Here is an 18,050-nt window from a genome sequence, read left to right as displayed (position 1 = left end):
TGCCACCCCGTTGGATCCCCCGGCAGCTCGCTAGCGCCTGGCGTTCAGACCGCATGAGCAGGGCACTCCCGAACAGTCCAACCCCTGGCCACGAGCTGCGCCCGTTCGTTCGCTGAAAAAACATCCGAACGCATAGCGAGGCAAAGAAGCTTTGCGGGCCGGGTCATCGCCACATAATGAAGCTTCAAGCGGCCTTGGATTCGAATGCCCTCGGCGCCTTTGCCTGCCTTATCGCCTAATATCCAAGGTTTGAGAGCGCTCAGGTGATGGTCATGAAAAAATGAATCCAAAACCAGCGTCGCGGTATGAGTTTCCCCTTTGACAGAGTGAATTGAGCCAAGACGGATTTTTACCTTGGGGTCTGCGGCTGGGTGAGCGAAGATGTTTGACGCGACAGCGGGCGAGCCAGCAGGAACGTCGTCGACCTGCTTCCAATCCAAAAACTCGAGGAAATCCCTCGTGCCTATCGCTTTGCCCACCGTTTCCTCGGCAATGACCCCGAGGATAACGCTAACAAAGTCTTTCCATAGCGATGGACTGATTGAGGCCACATTCACTACGAGAAAATCGAGAACTTGCCTGTAGCGTACAAGAGCCTCGCCGCTCAGCGCTGTAAGAAGGAATGCGTGTGGGTTCCTAGGCTTCCTCTCCGAGAAATCATGATCGGCCCGGTGCAAGAGCTCCAGCATACCTTGAGCGACCGCGCGGGCAACGGGATGGGAAAGCCGAGTGCGCTGCGCCTCTTTGTAGCCGGACATAAGGAACTGGCTGAAGGTTGATGGGTAAGCCTCTCGACTTGAAATATCCGGATCATAGGCTGGAGCATAATGCCCCATCCACCGTGGTATCCGGTCATCTTCGCCGCGTTTGTGCACCCCTGCGACGGCGGTGAACACGCCGGCAGAAAGCTCCTGGTCTGAAAAGGTCTCCGTCAGAAGGCAACCGTACTCCGGCAGCACTGATCGCACCGAACCGTCGTCGAAGAGGAGTATCGTTGGCGGATGGTGCGGTCCGGGTGCGAGACCTGCCAGGCCTTGCGGCGTCAAACCCAAAGGATTCGCCAAATTCGCAATACTTCCGCCGAACCTAAAACTGTTCGGTAAATCGGCTCGAACGGCGCCTGGGAACGTGTCGGTGGTGGCGCCCGTTGTTACTGCGGCAGACTGATAGATCGCCTGGTTGGAATCGCCAAACCGCTGGCGACGGCATGGGTCGCCGCCTTGCATGAAAACCCGATAGAGCAGCGATGATTGGCTTTCGTCGTTGTCTTGCACCTCATCGATGAAGAGCATCGGAAACCGGGCACGAAGAGAGGCTGCGGCACCCTGCTGCTCATCAAGAAGCCTTCCCGCCCAGATAAAGAGTTCGTCATAGCAGAAATAGCCCTCGCGAGAGCTCTCTTCGCAGATGTTGCGCACCGCTGCGTAGGTCGGCGTATGCTCTCCAAGCGTTGACATCTTGCCTCCGCCGAAATCGGCGCGGCTGTAGCGCAGGAAAGCGCGGCCATCGCCGTTATTTTTTCTGTCCAGGAAGCTCTTCGTCGCTCGTGGGACCTTGGCCCAACGTCGGCTTAATGCGATGTCCGTGTCGATCATCTTGATCGGGTTTCTCTTTGAACGAAGGTAGGGGATCGCAAGGAACTCGTTTGCGAACCCGTGGATCGTCCCGATATAGTGGGGATATTGAAGGAGAGCATCTCCTTCTGGGGATGCGCTTAACCGGTTCGCGATCTCGTCCCGAGCCGCATTCGTATGGGAAAGCACGCACATTCCCGAGCGCGACCAACGCCATCGACGCGCCATGATTGCCAGCTTTGCCACCAGCAAAGTGGTTTTGCCGCTTCCAGGGCAGGCTTCTACATCGACACTATCGGTTCGTCTGAGAACAGCCATGCGTGGATCCGTCCCGTCCAGACCTGTAAACGCATGTTTCGGCAGCCCCATGACGCCACAGACCCAATCGACATCGTCGACAATGATATCTGGAGGGATGAACACTTACGCTGCTCCCTCGAATGGCGACGTTACGTGTTCCACGGCGTTCAAAAGATAGGACGGGAGCAACCGTCTCAGCCCGTCCGGTGTTAGACTGCCCTTTGCCACGGCGTCAGCGAGAATGCTTGCCAGATATTGGGCTGCAATGGCTTTCGAAACACCATCTTTTGCGAAACGCGCATACACTTTTGAGCAAAGCTGCTCGTTCGATGGGACTGACCCGGCTATATTACTGAAGTCGCTTTTTGCCTGTACGACTTCGGCGTCAAAAGTCTGAGGGGCGACGAGTAGCGCATCGTCGTTATCGGCCAGATGTGCCGCGATCCAGACATATTCGCTTAGACCGGAGAAGGCTAAATCATACTCCAGCGTCCATTCATTGGCGACAAAGGTTCGAACGCGCTGCCCGCTCGCCCGCGCTTCGATGGCGACACGTCGTTCGGAGAGCCCATCTCCAGGAAAATCCCGCTTCGCTCTCCACTTTCGCCTCGAGCCCTGCAGCTGAGGGAAGGGGTCTTCTTCCTTCAGGATGCCGACCAGCCAGGGTGCGCAGTCAGGCATCACATCCATGTCCGTTATGCAGCTCACGGGGATGCCGATCTCTCCGTCTACTTCCGGATTTGCACGTTGCAAGATTCGCGCGAACCGTCCTAATCCCGTACCCTTCACGTCAATCAAGGAAACCCCGTAGCGCTCGAGGTTCCGGCCCAACAGATCCGCCAGGGTTGGAAGAAGTATATTCTCTGCCGGCCCTTCGACCACCATGACGCCGCGGGCAAAAAACAGGTTTGATTTTGTGACGTCGAGATACCGCTCCAGAAACGGGTAGTCGGAATCCGTCAGAAGAGTTTTTCCCTTTGCCAGAAGGAATGCCTTTCGATCTTTCAGGAGAGAAATGTTCTGAAGGCTTATTTCTGATGCGAGGTTGGGGCTGTGGGTGGTGACGATTATCTGTATCTTCTGCCCGTCAGGCCTAACCTTCTCGACCTGGCTCTGCAGGAAATCCATCAATCGTAATTGCCTCTGGGGGTGAAGGTGAGCCTCTGGTTCTTCAATGATCAGCAGGGGGAACCCATCCGCCTCACCGGCGAGAAGCAGCAGCTCACACGCCATGAACAATATATTGTTCGAACCAAGCCCCCTGCCGAGCGAACCATCGCTAACCCCCGGAGCGTTTGCGATAACATCGAGCTTCTCCAGAACCTGTCTAAGTCGGACACTGTCTTCGCCATTTCCGTTGACGGAAATGTGGGCGGTCAGCTTGTCCGTCACGAAGGACAATGGCTCCAAGAAATCGTCATTGAGCCGCGCCTTCGTCTTCTTTATGCCCTCATTCTCTTGGAAATGATGGTTCGTGTAGTCGGCAAGACCGAGCAGGCTAAGGGTTTTCGGGTCCAGACCCTCCAACGCATCTTTGTCGAAAGGCACTCCTTCCGCCGTGATTTCACGCGTGTTCTGCAGGATCTGGGCTAGGCGGGATCCTCTGCCGGCTGAGAGCGCCCGTTCAGCATCCCGGAGAGGGCGCAGATAAGTCGCAGTGAGCAACGCCCGCGCCCCTGGATCGATCACCGGGCCTTCGCCGTCAATTCCCGATCGCCACTCGGTCGCGTTGTATCGTCGAGATCCGCCCGGCGCTTCTTGGCGCTTGGCAATCCAGTTGACCTGAAAAAGGGGAGCACCACCATCTGCAGGATAGGACAAGTGCTCAACGAAAGCCCCACGATCGGCAGGGGTGAGATCAGAAAATGTGCAGCATATCCTGATCTGCTCTGCTCGAATGCCATCCGCTATTGAGAAATGGAAATCAGATGGTTGCACCCGCAGGTATTCTTGATCTCTCGTGCCAAGCACCATGCGAATAGCGTCGACGATTGCGGTCTTACCGGCGTCGTTTTCTCCGACAAGCGCGGTTATCCCATTATTCAATTCGAGAACGAGCGAATTCGCGCCCTCTCCAAAATGGCGAAAATTAGAGATTTCAAGTTTTGACAGAAACATGCGATTCACCCCAACAGCCTAAAAGCTGACAGGTCGCACGGGGGTGTCAACCTAAGCGAGCAGATAAATGTGTGCATGAAGTCAGCCGAATGCCCGGCTTTTGGGCTGGTTCGATGATAACGGGATCCACCTGAAAGCCATCGATTTTCCAGATGTTTGATCAAATTGGGCTTGGCGGGCGGTGGGTTCGAATCCTTTCAAGGCGTCCATGTTCCACATCTGTCAAAGCGGCCCATGGTCCAGCCGCGGCAGGACATTGCGGGCGAAAAGATCGGCCTCAGTGGCGTGTGGATAGCCCGACAGAATGAACGCCTCGATCCCTTCGGCGCGGTAGGCCTGCAGTTTCGCCAGAACTTGATCGGGATCGCCGACGATCGCCGCACCGCAGCCGGAACGGGCGCGGCCGATACCGGTCCAGAGATTATCCTCGACATAGCCCTCGTTGCCGGCCTGTTCGCGCAATTCGGCCTGGCGCCTGACGCCGACTGACTGGCTGTCGAGTGATTTCGCCCGGATGGCCGCTCCAGCAGCGTCATCGAGTTTCGACAGCAGCCGGTCGGCAGCAAGGCGGGCTTCGGCCTCGGTTTCGCGCACGACGACATGCACGCGGTAGCCGAACCGGAGTGCCCGGCCACGCTGTTGTGCCCGGCCGCGAAGATCGGCGATCGTGGCACGGACGGTTTCCATCCGGTCTGGCCACATCAGGTAGATGTCGGCGCCTTCGGCGGCGGCCTCGCGGGCATCCTCGGACAGGCCGCCGAAATAAAATTGCGGGCAGCGCCCTGCAACCGGCGCAAGCCGCGGCGGATCGACCTTCAGTTTGCAGAAGGTTCCGTCGTGATCGAGCGGCTTTCCGTCAAGCAGCGTGCGCAGGATCGACATGGCCTCGATGGTGCGGGCATAACGCGGGCCGCTCGCAAGGGTTTCGCCCGGCATCTCGCTGGAGATGATGTTGATCGACAGGCGGCCGTTGGCAATGCGGTCGATGGTGGCGATCTGCCGTGCCAATTGCGGTGGCCAGTTTTCACCGATGCGAACCGCCATCAGCAGCTTGATCCGGCGGGTAACGGCAGCCATAGCCGACGCAAAGGCCGTCGTATCGATGCCGAGCGCATAGCCGGAAGGGAGCAGAATATTGTCAAAGCCGCCGCTTTCAGCCTGCAGGACGATATCGCGACAGTGTTCGAAGCTCGATTGCAGCCGCGGATCGGGAACGCCGAGGAACTCGTAGTCGTCGTCGCACAGAGCGGAAAACCAGCTTACTTCGCAGGCGGTGGTCATGAATGGGTGTCTCCGGTCTCGTCGGCGCGATTTCTCGCACCATTTCTCTGTCGGCTCGCGTCCGGCGCATGCGTCTCTGGTTATCAGCCGTTCCCTGTCGAAGGAAGAAACGGCGCTTTTGCCGTTCTCCCGTTTCGTAGATCAATTTTCGAAGCGGAATGGCAGGGCAGGGTGGATTGTCTTTGCTCAGCTGCTTTGACGGTGCAGCAGCGTGAAGCGGGTATCGATGACCGTGGGCGTTCTTTCGCTGCCATGGGCGATGCGTTCGAGGATCAGGCGCGCGGCCTCGGTGCCGATCAGATCGCCCGGCGGGCGGATGGTTGTCAGCGAAGGATTGGAGGCGGCACTGAAGCTGAGATCGCCGAAGCCGACGACCGAGAGCTGTCCCGGAATATCGATCCCGAGCCGCTGGCATTCGAAGATCACGCCCAGCGCCACATGGTCGTTGGAGCAGGCAATGCCATCCACCTGCGGAAATTTCCGCATGGTTTCACCCAAAAGCATGGCGCCCACTTCGGCGCTCGACGGCGCGGGATGCTGGATGATTTCGGCGGTGACGCCCAAGGTTTTGCGGGCCTCCTCCACAAACCCCTCGGCACGATGCGTCGCTCTTTTGTCTTCCTGCAGGCGGGCGCCGAGAAAGACGAGGTTGCGGCGATTTCGTTGAACAAGGTGCGCGGCCGCCGAGCGGCCAACCTGTTCGTGGTGAAAGCCGACGGCCATCTCGATCGGCTCGGAGCCGAGCTCCCATATCTCCACCACCGGCACACTGCTTCCGCGCAAGAGCTTTCTGGTGGCACTGCTGTGGGCAAGCCCCGTCAGCACGATCGCGGCGGGCGCCCAGGAGAGCGCCATGCGCACGAGGTTTTCCTCCTCGCGCTCGCTGTATTCTGTGTGACCGAGCAGGACCTGCAGCCTTTCCTTGCCGAGTTCCGCCTGCATGGTGGCGACGGTTTCAGCAAAAAAGGCATTGCGCACGGAAGGCACGATGATGCTGACGGCGCGGGAAGATGCGGCCGCAAGGCCGCCGGCCATCAGGTTCGGGACATAATTGAGCGCGTCTATGGCCTTGGCGATCGCCTCGCTTGCCGAGGCCGAGACCGCATCCGGCTTGCGTAGGTAGAGCGAGACAGTGGAGGGCGATGTTTGAGCCCGCGCAGCAACGTCCATCATCGTCACACGCTGCATCTTGCGGCGTTTGCGCGTCGGTTTCACGGAGCGTCCGGTGTTCACTATTTTTCCAGTCTAATAATAGCGCTATTATCTATGTGCATGATAGCGCATGGTTTTCCACCGGACAATTCCTCCTTTCCGGAAATGACCTATTTAACTGAAGTAACTTGATTTTCCCGCTGAGCAAGAGCTTTGATCCCAATTCACCAATGCCCGGGCAGGCGATTTTACAGGAGCCTGCTTGCCAAAATAGAATCGTAGCGCTATTATTGATGCAGGAAATAGCGATCGGCACGGGATGGGTTGCCGTTTTCGGGAGGTTGAAATGGCGGGAGTGAGTCTGCGGGCGCTGGACAAGAGTTACGGCGCCCTACGGATCGTCAAGGGCATTGATCTAGAGATCGCCGACGGCGAGTTCGTGGTTTTCGTCGGTCCTTCGGGTTGTGGGAAGTCTACCACTTTGCGCATGGTGGCCGGGCTGGAAACGATCACCGGCGGCGAGGTCAGGATCGGCGATCGTGTCGTCAACCGGCTGGCGCCGCGCGAGCGGGATATCGCCATGGTCTTTCAGGATTATGCGCTTTATCCGCACAAGACGGTTCGAGAGAATATGGGCTTCAGCCTCAAGGTCCGCGGCATTGCCGCCGGCGAGGCTGCGACGCGGGTCGATGAGGCGGCCAACATGCTCGGCATTTCCCATCTACTCGATCGTCGGCCGGGCCAGTTGTCAGGCGGACAGCGCCAACGCGTCGCCATGGGCCGCGCCATCGTGCGCCGCCCGCAGGTGTTTCTCTTCGATGAACCGCTGTCCAACCTCGATGCGAAATTGCGGGGTCAGGTCCGCACCGAAATCAAGAAGCTGCATCAGACGATCGGCACGACGATCATCTACGTGACGCATGATCAGGTCGAAGCCATGACGCTGGCCGACCGGATCGTCATCCTGCGCGGCGGCGAGATCGAGCAAGTCGGAACGCCGGACGAGGTCTACAACCATCCGGCCAGCGTTTTCGTCGGCGGTTTCGTCGGCTCGCCGGCGATGAATTTTGCGAGAGCCAAGGCCGATCGCGACAACCTGGTCTTCGCCAACGGTGACTGTCTGCCGCTCTCTGCGATCCGCGCCGCCGGTCATGCAGGCGCCATCGATGGGCGCGAGTTCATCGTCGGTATCCGCCCGGAACACTTTAGCGCCAGCGCATCCGACGTCGCCCTGACCTGCCATGTGCAGGTCGTCGAGCCGCTTGGCTCCGATACGCTGGTCCATTTCGCCGTGGGCAACGAGACGCTGACGGCCCGGATGCCGCCGGAGACGCGCGTCAAGGCCGGCGAAACGCTGAAGATCGGCGTGGATCCGGCAAAGATCCATCTCTTTGACGCCGCAACGGAACGCGCCGTCCAGTGACGACCCCGCGCGGGGAGGATGCCAAGACCGCGCGACCAAATATTCAACGGGAGGAAATCATGACTTTTTCGAAATTAACAGGCGCACTTTTCTGCGGGACGATGCTGGCTTTCGCGATGCCGGCTTCGGCCGAGACGGCGCTGAACATCTACATCTCCAGCCAGCACCAGCCGGACGTCTGGCGCAAGGCGCTCGACAAGTATGAAGCCGCCAATCCGGATGTGAAGGTCAAGATCGAGACCGGCGGCAATACGTCCGAAGCCCAGGCACAGTATCTCAACACCGTGATGTCGGCCAAGGATACTTCGCTCGACGTCCTGATCCTTGACGTCATCCGCCCGGCGCAGTTTGCCGCTGCCGGCTGGACAAGTGATTTCGCGGATAAGGACATGTCGTCTTACCTGCCGGCCTATGCGGGCGCCAACACCGTCAATGGCAAGGTCATCGCCCTGCCGGCCTTCGCGGACTCCCAGTTCCTCTACTATCGCAAGGATCTTTTGGAGAAATACGGCATCGAGCCGCCCAAGACCTGGGACGAGCTGAAGGTTGCGGCGAAGAAGATCGCCGAAGGCGAGGGCAATGCCGATCTGCAGGGCCTGTCCTTCCAGGGCAAGGCGATCGAGGGTGCCGTCTGCACTTTCCTTTTGCCGTACTGGAGCCAGGGCAAGATGCTGACCGACAACGGTCGCCTGACCTTCGATCGCGATGCGGCGATCAAGTCGCTGAGCCTCTGGAAGAGTTTTGCCGATGAAGGCGTTGCCAAGAAGAACATCGCTGAAGTCGGCACCGACGATACGCGCAAGGAATTCCAGGCGGGCAACGTGATCTTCGCGGTCAACTGGTCCTATGCCTGGGCGCAGTCGCAAGGTGCTGAATCCGCAGTCGCCGGCAAGGTTGGCGTTGCCAAGCTGCCGGCCATGACGGGCGGCGAGCAGGCAACCTGCCTTGGCGGCTGGGAATGGGGCGTGTCTGCCTATTCCGAGCATCAGGACGAGGCCAAGAAACTGATCGAATACCTGTCGTCTGAGGACGTTTCGAAGTTCATGGCCATCAATGCCTCGCTGCTGCCGACCTATGTGGGTCTTTACCAGGATGCAGAGGTGACGAAGAGTGCGCCGTGGTTTGCCGATGCGCTGCAGGTTGTCGAGACCGCCAAGCCGCGCCCGGTGACACCGCGCTACAACGAAGTCAGTGAAGTGATCCGCACCACGGTCAACGCGGTTCTCGCCGGGGTGACGACGCCGGAAGATGGCGCCGACCAGATCGAGGCACGCCTGAAGCGCATCCTGCGGTGAGGCGCCCTTAACGCCTTGCTCCATCCCCTCCCTGTGCTGCGAGAGGGGAGATCTTCTCAAGAGACGGGACGAGCGGCCATTCGGTCGCCCGGGGTGGGGCATGGGCCTTGCCGTCCAGACCTCTCAACGCTTCGGAACGAAACCATGGCGACGACAACCACATTCAAGGCAACGGACATAGGGGAAGCCCCACCCGCGGGCTGGACACGCTGGCTTGATCTCAGCGACCGTTCGCTGGCCGTGCTGCTTCTGGCGCCGGCCGCGATCCTTCTGGCGCTGATCATCGTCTATCCCGTCTGCCGGCTGGCCTATACCAGCGTCTTCAACCTCTCGCTCACCTCTGGCCTTCCTGCCGAATTCGTCGGGCTGGAGAACTACCGGTTGATGATCGACGATCCGGTGTTTTGGGAAACCACGTGGAATACGGTTCTGATCACCCTGATCACCGTTCCCGGTGCCCTGCTGGTCGGGCTCGGCCTCGCGCTGATGGCGAACCTTCCGTTTGCGATGCAGTGGCCAGTGCGCCTGTCGCTGCTGATCCCCTGGGCGCTGCCGCTGTCCTTCGCCGGCCTGATCTTCGCCTGGTTCTTCCATTCGGAATATGGCGTCGTCAACGACGTGCTGAACCGTTTCGGGTTTGAAGGCATCATCTGGTTCAACTCGCCGAACTGGGCCTTCGCCGCCATCTGTCTGACCATCATCTGGAAAACGTCGTCCTTCATGGCGCTGATCATCCTTGCGGGCCTGCAAACCATCCCGCGCTCGCTCTATGAAGCAGCGGACGTGGACGGCGCCGGGCGTCTGCGGCAGTTTTTCGAAATCACGCTGCCGCTGCTGAAACCGTCGATCGTCGTTGCACTGATCTTCCGCACCATCACCGCTCTGCAGACCTTCGACATTCCTTACATGATGACGGGTGGCGGGCCGGGCACGTCCACCTCGACGCTTGCCATGTACATCCACCAGAACACTGTGTCCTTCCTCGATCTCGGCTACGGATCTGCGCTCGCCGTCGTCATGTTCGCGCTGTCGATGTGCGTGACGGCGGTCTACCTCCGCATGATCCGGACCAAGGAGTAATCACCATGAGCACGCTAACCGCCCCCGGTTCGACATCCTTCCTGTCCGGCAAGCCGCTGCGGTTCATCGCCGCCGGCATCCTTCTGGTGAACGGCATGTTCCCGGCGCTCTGGATCCTGTTCACCTCGCTGAAGACCGAGGCCGAGCTGACCGCCAAGCCGATCACCTGGATTCCACACGCGCCTACCGTGCAGAACTATGTGCAGGCCTTTTCCGACCAGCCGTTGCATGTTTTCCTGTTCAACAGCTTCATGGTGGCGCTGCTTTCGACCGCGCTGACGCTGCTCGTTTCGGTGCTGGCAGCCTATGCGCTCGCCCGGCTCAACCTGACCTATCGCGGCCTAATCCTGTCGCTAATCATCGCGGTCTCGACATTTCCGCTGGTGACGCTGCTGGTGCCGCTGTTCGAAATCATGCGGACGCTCAATCTTTTGAATAGCTGGACGGCGCTGATCCTGCCCTACACGGTGCTGAGCCTGCCCGTCTGCACGCTGATGCTGGTCTCCTTCTTCGAGGGCATTCCGCGCGATCTGGAGAATGCCGCGATGATCGACGGCTGTACGCGCATGGGAGCGCTGTTCAAGGTGGTGGTGCCGCTCTGTGCGCCGGGCGTGTTCACGGCGGGGATACTTGCATTCGTCAACGCGTGGGACGAATTCCTGCTGGCACTGTCCTTCAATTCCAATCCATCGCTGCGCACTCTGCCGGTCGGCATCCAGCTCTATCAGGGCGAGTTCGCCTTCCCCTGGCCGGTGATCTCTGCAGCGCTGGTCGTCGGCATCGTACCGGTGGCCATCCTCATTGTCATCTTCCAGGAGCGCGTCGTCTCCGGCCTGACCGCGGGCGGCATCAAGGGATGAGCGACGTGAAGAAAAGACGCGATCTTTCGGAACTGCGCAGCCAGCGCTGGTTTGCCTCGGACGACATGCGCGGCTTTGCCCACAGGCAGCGGACGCAGCAGATGGGCATGCGCCGCGACGAGTTCATGGGCCGGCCAGTGATCGGTATCATCAACACCTGGAGCGAGATGAGCCCCTGCCATGCGCATTTGCGCGACCGGGCGGAGGCGGTGAAACGCGGCGTTTGGCAAGCGGGTGGCTATCCCGTCGAGATGCCGGCGCTGTCGGTCGGCGAAGTCATGGTCAAGCCGACGACAATGCTCTACCGCAATTTTTTGGCGATGGAATGCGAGGAGCTTTTGCGCTCGCATCCGGTCGATGGCGCGGTGCTGCTCGGCGGGTGCGACAAGTCGACGCCGGCGCTCCTGATGGGCGCGATCTCCATGGATATTCCAGTTATCTATTGTCCGGCGGGGCCGATGTCGAATGGCCAGTGGCGCGGCATGAAGACCGGCGCCGGCACCCACACCAAGAAATACTGGGACGAGCTTCGCGCCGGCAATATCACGCAGGATGACTGGGTCGATCTCGAAAGCCGGATGACGCGGTCGGCCGGCACCTGCAACACCATCGGCACGGCCTCGACCATGACGTCTATCGTCGATGCGATGGGGCTGACCTTGCCGGGCGCGTCCTCGATCCCGGCGACCGATTCCGGCCATCCGCGCATGGCGTCTGCGTGCGGCGTGCGCATCGTTGAGATGGTCTGGGAGGATTTGAAGCCGTCAGACATCCTCGACAAGGCCAGCTTCCAGAATGGCCTTGTTGCCTATATGGCGCTCGGCGGCTCAACCAACGCGGCCGTGCATCTGGTCGCCATGGCACGCCGGGCCGGGGTTGACCTGACGCTGGACGACATGTCGGCGATGGCCGGCAAGGTGCCAGTCGCTGTCAATGTCTTTCCGTCGGGCGAATATCTGATGGAGGATTTCTACTTCGCCGGCGGCCTTCTGGCGCTGCTGAAGAAGTTTTCCCATCAGCTCGATCTGTCGCGACCGACCGTGAACGGCAAAAACCTTGGCGAAAACATCGCCGGGGCCGACTGCTGGAACGACGATGTCATTCGTGGCGAGGACAATCCGGTGGTGCCGCTGTCGCGTGGCAAGACGCTCGAAGTGCTCCGCGGCAATCTGGCGCCGAACGGTGCGGTGATGAAGTCCTCAGCGGCCAATCCGAAATTCCTCAAGCATGTCGGCCCGGCGATCGTCTTCGATAATCCCGGCGTCATGAACAAAACTCTGGACGATCCCGATCTGGATGTCACCGAGGATACGGTGATCGTGCTGCGTAATGCCGGCCCGGTCGGCGCGCCGGGCATGCCGGAATGGGGCAATCTACCAATCCCCAAGAAGCTCTTGAAGCAGGGTGTCCGCGACATGGTGCGCATCTGCGACGGCCGCATGAGCGGCACGCATTACGGTACCTGCATCCTGCACGTCTCTCCCGAAGCTGCCATCGGTGGACCGCTGGCGCTGCTCAAGACCGGCGACCTGATCGAACTCGACGTGACGGCCGGGACGATCAACATGAAGGTCGATGAGGCGGAAATCGCCCGCCGGCGTACGGAGTGGAAACCCGCCCCGCCGGTCTACCAGCGGTCCTTTGCGGCGCTTTACCAGAGCCATGTCAGCCAGGCCGATCAGGGCTGCGATTTCGATTTTCTGAGCGGAACGGCCGTCGTGCCCGATCCCGCGATCTATTGAGGAGACGACCATGAGCCTGACCAACCATTTCAAGGCATGGCTTGCCGAAAAGGACCGGGCAACACCGCTCGGCACCTGGTTGATGGCGGCGGCACCCTCAACGGCGGAGGCGCTCGGCTATGCCGGGTTCGATTTCCTCGTCGTCGATATGGAACATGTGCCGGTCGAGGTCTCGGACGTCGCTGGCATCCTGCGCGCCATCGGCTGCACGCCGGCGGAGGCTGTCGTGCGGCTCGCCTGGAATGACCAGGTATTGGTCAAGCGCGTGTTGGATGCCGGCGCGCGCACCGTCATGCTGCCCTTCGTCCAGACGGCGGAAGAGGCCCGCGCCGCCGCGTCCTATACCCGCTATCCGCCAGAGGGCATACGTGGCGTGGCGGCGATCCATCGCGGTTCGAAGTTCGGCACCATCCCGGACTACCTGAAAAAAGCCAATGGCGAGGTTTGCACCATCGTACAGCTCGAAACGCCGGAGGCGATCGAGCGGCTGCCGCAGATCGCGGCTGTCGATGGCATAGACGCGCTGTTCGTCGGTCCGGGCGACCTGTCAGCCGCCATGGGCCACATCGGCAACATCGCCCACCCGGAAGTCCAGTCCCTGATCGAGAAGGCGGCGAAGGACGCGCATGCGGCCGGCAAGCCGGTCGGCATCGTCGGTCCCAATCCCGACATGGTGAAGCGCTTCCTCGACTATGGCTATGATTTCGCGGCCATCGCTTCCGATATCGCCATGATGACCGGCCGCGCCAGCGATTGGCTCGGCGTGCTGAAGGGCCAGGCGGCTCCTGTCGCGGCACCAGCCGCTGCCTATTGAGGACACTGTCTTGCAAACCGGCTTCGATCTCGTTCTCGACGCAAAGACGTCTCTCGGCGAATGCCCCTTGTGGTCGGTGGCCGAGCAGGTGCTGTATTTCGTCGATATCAAGCGCTGCTGCATTCATCGTTTCGATCCGGAGGCCGGCGGCTTGACGGCGCTTGAGCTTTCGGAAGAAGTCGGCTGCATCGGACTTGTTCCAGCGGGCGGTTTCGTGGCGGGCTTGCGATCGGGGATCTGGCTGATCGATGCGGATGGCAAGCCGGTTCGCAAGCTGGCCGACAATCCCGAGGACCAGGCGATCAGCCGCTTCAACGACGGCATGGTCGATCCGATGGGCCGATTCATTGCGGGAACCGTGGATGAAAGCCGCGAAAAAGGCATTGCCGGACTTTACCGGTATGACCGCAACGGATTGGCGCAACTGGCCGATGGTCTGCTGACCTCGAACGGCCTCGCTTTCTCGCCGGATGGCCGGCGGCTCTATCACGCAGACACACTCCGCTACACGCTCTACACCTACGATTACGCGCCTGAAACCGGCACCACGTCCAACCGGCAGGTCTTTGCCCGCTTCGGCAGCGAAACGGACAGGGGCCGCCCGGATGGCGGTGCGATCGATCTCGACGGCTGCTACTGGACGGCGCTGTTCGAGGGCGGACGGGTGCAGCGCTACAGCCCGGACGGCGCGCTGCTGGCCGAATATCCGCTGCCCGTCAAATGCCCGACAATGGTCAGCTTCGGCGGTGCCGACATGTGCACGCTCTATTGCACCAGCGCCAGCGTCGGCCGCTCCGAGGCAGAGCTTCAAGCATTCCCGCTGTCCGGCGGTCTCTTTGCCATGCGCACCGACGTTGCGGGGCTGTCAAAACCTCTTTTCAATCCGGAAGTCTGATCCATGCCAGCCACCTATGACACCGTCCGCTATGCATCTCTTCAAGGCCGCGCCGTGCTGATTACCGGTGGCGCTTCGGGGATCGGCGCGGAAATGGTCAAGGCATTTTCGGCGCAGGGCGCGAATGTCTCTTTCATCGATATCGATGCGGTCGAAGGGGCAAGGGTTGCCGCAGAAACCGGTGCCACCTTTTCCGCCTGCGATATCACCGACATTGCAGCCTTGCGGGTTGCCATCGCCGGGATAGAGCAGGCGTGCGGCGGCATCGACACACTCGTCAATAATGCGGGCAAGGACGATCGTCACGCGATGGCCGATGTCGAACCGGACAGCTGGCGCAGGGCGCTGTCGCTCAATCTCGATCACCAGTTCTTCGCCACGCAGGCCGTCAGCCCGCGCATGGCGGAGAATGGAGCGGGGTCGGTCATCATGCTCGGTTCGATTTCCTGGATGCGCGGGCGTCCGGGCATGGTCGGCTATACCACCGCCAAGGCTGCCATCAACGGCATGACGAAGACGCTTGCCCGCGAACTCGGCCCCTCCGGAATAAGGGTCAACTGCATCGTGCCCGGCGCTGTCGTCACCGAGCGGCAGCTGAAACTGTGGACCTCGCCGGAGCAGAACCAGCAGTTCATCGATCTGCAGGCGTTGAAATTCAGGCTGGATGCAAGCCATGTGGCGCGTATGGCGCTGTTTCTCGGCTCCGACGAAAGCTGTGGCTGCACCGGCGCGAACTTCGTCGTCGATGCCGGTCTCACCCAGAATTGAACATGCAAGACGTGAAAGAAATTACGATGAAACTCGAACAGACGGAAACCGGCTTCACGCTCTCTTTCGGCGGCCGGACAATTCTCGATCATAGCGCCTTAGCGCCTGCGATCTTTGCTGGTCATGGCGAGGAACGCATGGAGATGTATCGCGGCAATTTCGAAATCGAGGACTATGTCGTCGAGCGCCGCTCGCTTGCCCATGCCGAGATAGAAGGCAACCGGGTATTCCTGTCGGATGCGCCGGGCCGGCCGCCGTGTCTCGTGCTGATCGTGGACGCGGGCACCATCGGCCTCGAGGCGCTTGATGCATCGTTGAACCGGCTCTGGATTCGCGTCGTGGCGGATCAGGACGAACATGTCTGGGGCGGCGGCGAGCAGATGTCCTATCTCGACATGCGTGGCCGCCGTTTCCCGATGTGGACCTCCGAACCCGGCGTCGGTCGAGACCGGACAAGCGAGATCACCTTCAAGTCGAACGTCAAGGACAGGGCGGGCGGCGATTATTTCAACACGAACTATCCGCAGCCGACCTATGTTTCCTCGGCGCTCTACGCGCTGCATGTGGAGACGTCGGCCTATTCCGTCTTCGATTTCCGCCGCAAGACCTTTCACGAGATTGAGATATGGGCGATCCCCGAGCGAATCGAGCTTTTCGCCGCGCCGACATTCGTCGAACTGCTCGAGGTGTTGTCAGACCGTTTCGGCCGCCAGCCGCCGCTTCCCGACTGGGTGTATAACGGCGCGATCATCGGCCTGAAGGATGGGGAGAATTCCTTTTCGCGGNTCGAGGTGTTGTCAGACCGTTTCGGCCGCCAGCCGCCGCTTCCCGACTGGGTGTATAACGGCGCGATCATCGGCCTGAAGGATGGGGAGAATTCCTTTTCGCGGCTTCAAGCGATGCGCGATGCCGGTGTCGCGGTCTCCGCGCTCTGGTGCGAGGACTGGGTCGGCCTGCGCCAGACCTCTTTCGGTGCACGTCTTTTCTGGGACTGGCAGGCCAACGAAGATCGTTATCCGGGCCTGCGCCAGAGGATTGCCGAGCTGAACGATGACGGCATCCGGTTCTTGGGCTACGTGAACCCGTATCTCTGTGTCGATGGCCCGCTGTTTGAGATCGCGGAGAAAGCCGGTTATTTCGCGACGGATGCAGCCGGCAAGACCGCGCTCGTGGACTTTGGCGAGTTCGATTGCGGCGTCGTGGATTTCACCAATGCGGCTGCGGCCGAATGGTTTGCCGAGGACATCATCGGCAAGAAGATGATGGACTACGGCCTTTCCGGATGGATGGCCGATTTCGGCGAATATCTGCCGATCGACGTGCATCTTTCGAACGGCATCGATGCCAAGTTGATGCACAATCAGTGGCCGACGCTCTGGGCTGAGGTCAATGCGAAGGCGGTTGCAAGCCGTGGCCAGACGGGTGAGGCGCTGTTTTTCATGCGCGCCGGCTTCACCGGCGTCCAGAAACATTGCCCGCTGCTGTGGGGCGGCGACCAGTCGGTGGATTTTTCCCGTCACGACGGGCTGGTCACCGTCATCTGTGCGGCCCTGTCTTCCGGCCTGCTCGGCAACGCCTATCACCACTCGGATATCGGCGGCTATACCAGCCTGTTCGGCAATGTCCGCACGCCGGAGCTGTTGATGCGCTGGGCCGAGATGGCGGCATTTACGCCGGTCATGCGCAGCCACGAGGGAAATCGCCCGCGCGAAAACGTCCAGATCGATCAAGATCCGCAGGTGTTGTCGCACTTTGCCCGGATGACGCGGATCTACACCCATCTTGCGCCCTATCTCAAATCCCTGTCCGATGAGGCGGTTGCGCGGGGTCTGCCGGTGCAGCGGCCACTCTTCCTGCATTATCAGGACGATCGCGAGACCTATGCGATCCAGGACAGCTACCTCTACGGCGCCGATATGCTGGTCGCGCCGGTCTGGGAGGCCGCGCAGGCGGATCGTGTCGTCTATCTACCGCGGGGCGAACGCTGGGTTCACGCCTGGACAGGCGAAACATTCGCCGGCGGCGAAAAGGTTCGGATTGCCGCGCCGCTCGGGCAGCCGCCCGTCTTCTACCGGCCAGGCTGCGCAAATGAGGCGCTGTTCGCCGGTCTTCGGGGCCTGTGACGGTGAGTGCTGCCGGTCTCGCGGGGCTTCTGGTGCTGGCGGGCGTTGCCGCCTATATGCAGACCCTGACCGGTTTTGCCTTCGGCCTGATTATGATGGGCGGCATTGGGCTTTCCGGGCTAATGCTCCTGCCGGAAGCCGCCGTGCTCGTCGGCTTCCTGGTGCTCGTCAATGCCGCGCAGGTTCTGGCACGCGGCTGGCGCGACATTGCCTGGGCTGAATTCTGGCCGGTCATCATCTCCAGCCTTGCTGCGCTTGCTGCCGGATACTGGCTGCTGGGCGTGATGGTTTCGGCGTCGATCGACTGGCTGAAGCTTGTGCTCGGCATCGTGATCATTGCCTCGAGCCTGCAGCTTGCACTGAAACCTCAGCCGCTGGCGGTGCGGTCGTCGACCGCTTCCTTCGCGTTTTTCGGCGCCGTTGCCGGTCTCATGGGCGGGCTGTTTTCCACCGCCGGTCCGCCGCTGGTCTACCATCTCTACCGGCAACCATTGCCGGCGGTCAGCATCCGCGAAACGCTGGTGGCGGTCTTTGCCGTCAATGCCGTCATTCGACTGGCCATGGTCGCGGCCGCCGGCGATGTACCACATGGCGGCTTCTGGTGGGGGCTGCTCTGCGTTCCGGT

Annotated in this window: 14 protein-coding genes; 10 read left to right on the top strand and 4 right to left on the bottom strand. The window is 60.7% G+C overall.

Features of this window, described 5'->3' with window-relative positions; translation table 11 throughout:
• Nucleotides 1-44 precede the first annotated feature (44 nt).
• From ASD36_RS28220 to ASD36_RS28205, 4 genes are all read right to left on the bottom strand, one after another.
• Nucleotides 45-1,997 carry a UvrD-helicase domain-containing protein gene (locus ASD36_RS28220; RefSeq protein ID WP_060509345.1) on the bottom strand — a complete coding sequence of 651 codons (1,953 nt, stop codon included), beginning with the start codon at nucleotides 1,995-1,997 and terminating at the stop codon, nucleotides 45-47.
• Entirely contained in the window at nucleotides 1,998-3,992 is a 1,995-nt protein-coding gene (locus ASD36_RS28215; protein ID WP_060509344.1) for an AAA family ATPase, read from the bottom strand.
• A gap of 222 nt (nucleotides 3,993-4,214) precedes the next feature.
• The gene (locus ASD36_RS28210) at nucleotides 4,215-5,273 is read right to left on the bottom strand and encodes an LLM class flavin-dependent oxidoreductase (RefSeq protein WP_060509342.1); all 1,059 of its coding nucleotides are present in this window, start codon (nucleotides 5,271-5,273) and stop codon (nucleotides 4,215-4,217) included.
• 186 nt (nucleotides 5,274-5,459) lie between these two features.
• Nucleotides 5,460-6,506: a LacI family DNA-binding transcriptional regulator gene (locus tag ASD36_RS28205; protein WP_244489877.1), complete on the bottom strand. Its 1,047-nt coding sequence runs from the start codon at nucleotides 6,504-6,506 to the stop codon at nucleotides 5,460-5,462.
• A 265-nt stretch (nucleotides 6,507-6,771) separates the two neighbouring features.
• On the opposite strand from ASD36_RS28205, the gene ugpC reads away from it, so the two are divergent.
• From ugpC to ASD36_RS28155, 10 genes are all read left to right on the top strand, one after another.
• A complete protein-coding gene (ugpC, locus tag ASD36_RS28200) occupies nucleotides 6,772-7,848 on the top strand; it encodes a sn-glycerol-3-phosphate ABC transporter ATP-binding protein UgpC (RefSeq protein ID WP_060509340.1) in 1,077 nt (358 codons plus the stop codon).
• A 59-nt stretch (nucleotides 7,849-7,907) separates the two neighbouring features.
• The gene (locus tag ASD36_RS28195) at nucleotides 7,908-9,143 is read left to right on the top strand and encodes an ABC transporter substrate-binding protein (protein ID WP_060509338.1); all 1,236 of its coding nucleotides are present in this window, start codon (nucleotides 7,908-7,910) and stop codon (nucleotides 9,141-9,143) included.
• A gap of 144 nt (nucleotides 9,144-9,287) precedes the next feature.
• Complete coding sequence (locus tag ASD36_RS28190; protein WP_060509336.1) at nucleotides 9,288-10,223, top strand: sugar ABC transporter permease; 936 nt, start codon at nucleotides 9,288-9,290, stop codon at nucleotides 10,221-10,223.
• Nucleotides 10,224-10,228: 5 nt separating this feature from the next.
• Entirely contained in the window at nucleotides 10,229-11,083 is an 855-nt protein-coding gene (locus ASD36_RS28185) for a carbohydrate ABC transporter permease (protein WP_060509334.1), read from the top strand.
• Nucleotides 11,080-12,825: an L-arabinonate dehydratase gene (araD, locus tag ASD36_RS28180; RefSeq protein ID WP_060509332.1), complete on the top strand. Its 1,746-nt coding sequence runs from the start codon at nucleotides 11,080-11,082 to the stop codon at nucleotides 12,823-12,825. The genes ASD36_RS28185 and araD overlap by 4 nt, the downstream gene beginning before the upstream one ends.
• Before the next feature lie 10 nt (nucleotides 12,826-12,835).
• Entirely contained in the window at nucleotides 12,836-13,639 is an 804-nt protein-coding gene (locus ASD36_RS28175; RefSeq protein WP_060509330.1) for an HpcH/HpaI aldolase/citrate lyase family protein, read from the top strand.
• Nucleotides 13,640-13,649: 10 nt separating this feature from the next.
• Complete coding sequence (locus ASD36_RS28170; RefSeq protein ID WP_060509328.1) at nucleotides 13,650-14,534, top strand: SMP-30/gluconolactonase/LRE family protein; 885 nt, start codon at nucleotides 13,650-13,652, stop codon at nucleotides 14,532-14,534.
• Nucleotides 14,535-14,537: 3 nt separating this feature from the next.
• Nucleotides 14,538-15,302, top strand: a complete 765-nt coding sequence (locus ASD36_RS28165; RefSeq protein WP_060509326.1) for an SDR family oxidoreductase — start codon at nucleotides 14,538-14,540, stop codon at nucleotides 15,300-15,302.
• 786 nt (nucleotides 15,303-16,088) lie between these two features.
• Nucleotides 16,089-17,425 (top strand): alpha-glucosidase (locus ASD36_RS31620; protein ID WP_244489876.1); only part of this gene is annotated, 1,337 nt, incomplete at its 5' end.
• Between the two features lie 2 nt (nucleotides 17,426-17,427).
• On the top strand, nucleotides 17,428-18,050 hold a 623-nt coding region (locus ASD36_RS28155; protein WP_060509529.1), incomplete at its 3' end, for a TSUP family transporter.

It is taken from the genome of Rhizobium sp. Root1334, assembly GCF_001426665.1.
In the GTDB taxonomy this organism is placed as follows: Bacteria; Pseudomonadota; Alphaproteobacteria; order Rhizobiales; family Rhizobiaceae; genus Pararhizobium.
The sequence above is the reverse complement of the archived record's forward strand: the minus strand, read 5'-3'. Positions and strand labels throughout refer to the sequence as shown.

Bases quoted from the DNA above. Each gene is read 5' to 3' on its own strand.
- ASD36_RS28215 (WP_060509344.1), bottom strand. From the start codon at position 3,992: ATGTTTCTGTCAAAACTTGAAATCTCTAATTTTCGCCATTTTGGAGAG.
- ASD36_RS28210 (WP_060509342.1), bottom strand. From the start codon at position 5,273: ATGACCACCGCCTGCGAAGTAAGCTGGTTTTCCGCTCTGTGCGACGAC.
- ugpC (WP_060509340.1), top strand. From the start codon at position 6,772: ATGGCGGGAGTGAGTCTGCGGGCGCTGGACAAGAGTTACGGCGCCCTA.
- ASD36_RS28195 (WP_060509338.1), top strand. From the start codon at position 7,908: ATGACTTTTTCGAAATTAACAGGCGCACTTTTCTGCGGGACGATGCTG.
- ASD36_RS28190 (WP_060509336.1), top strand. From the start codon at position 9,288: ATGGCGACGACAACCACATTCAAGGCAACGGACATAGGGGAAGCCCCA.
- ASD36_RS28185 (WP_060509334.1), top strand. From the start codon at position 10,229: ATGAGCACGCTAACCGCCCCCGGTTCGACATCCTTCCTGTCCGGCAAG.
- araD (WP_060509332.1), top strand. From the start codon at position 11,080: ATGAGCGACGTGAAGAAAAGACGCGATCTTTCGGAACTGCGCAGCCAG.
- ASD36_RS28175 (WP_060509330.1), top strand. From the start codon at position 12,836: ATGAGCCTGACCAACCATTTCAAGGCATGGCTTGCCGAAAAGGACCGG.
- ASD36_RS28165 (WP_060509326.1), top strand. From the start codon at position 14,538: ATGCCAGCCACCTATGACACCGTCCGCTATGCATCTCTTCAAGGCCGC.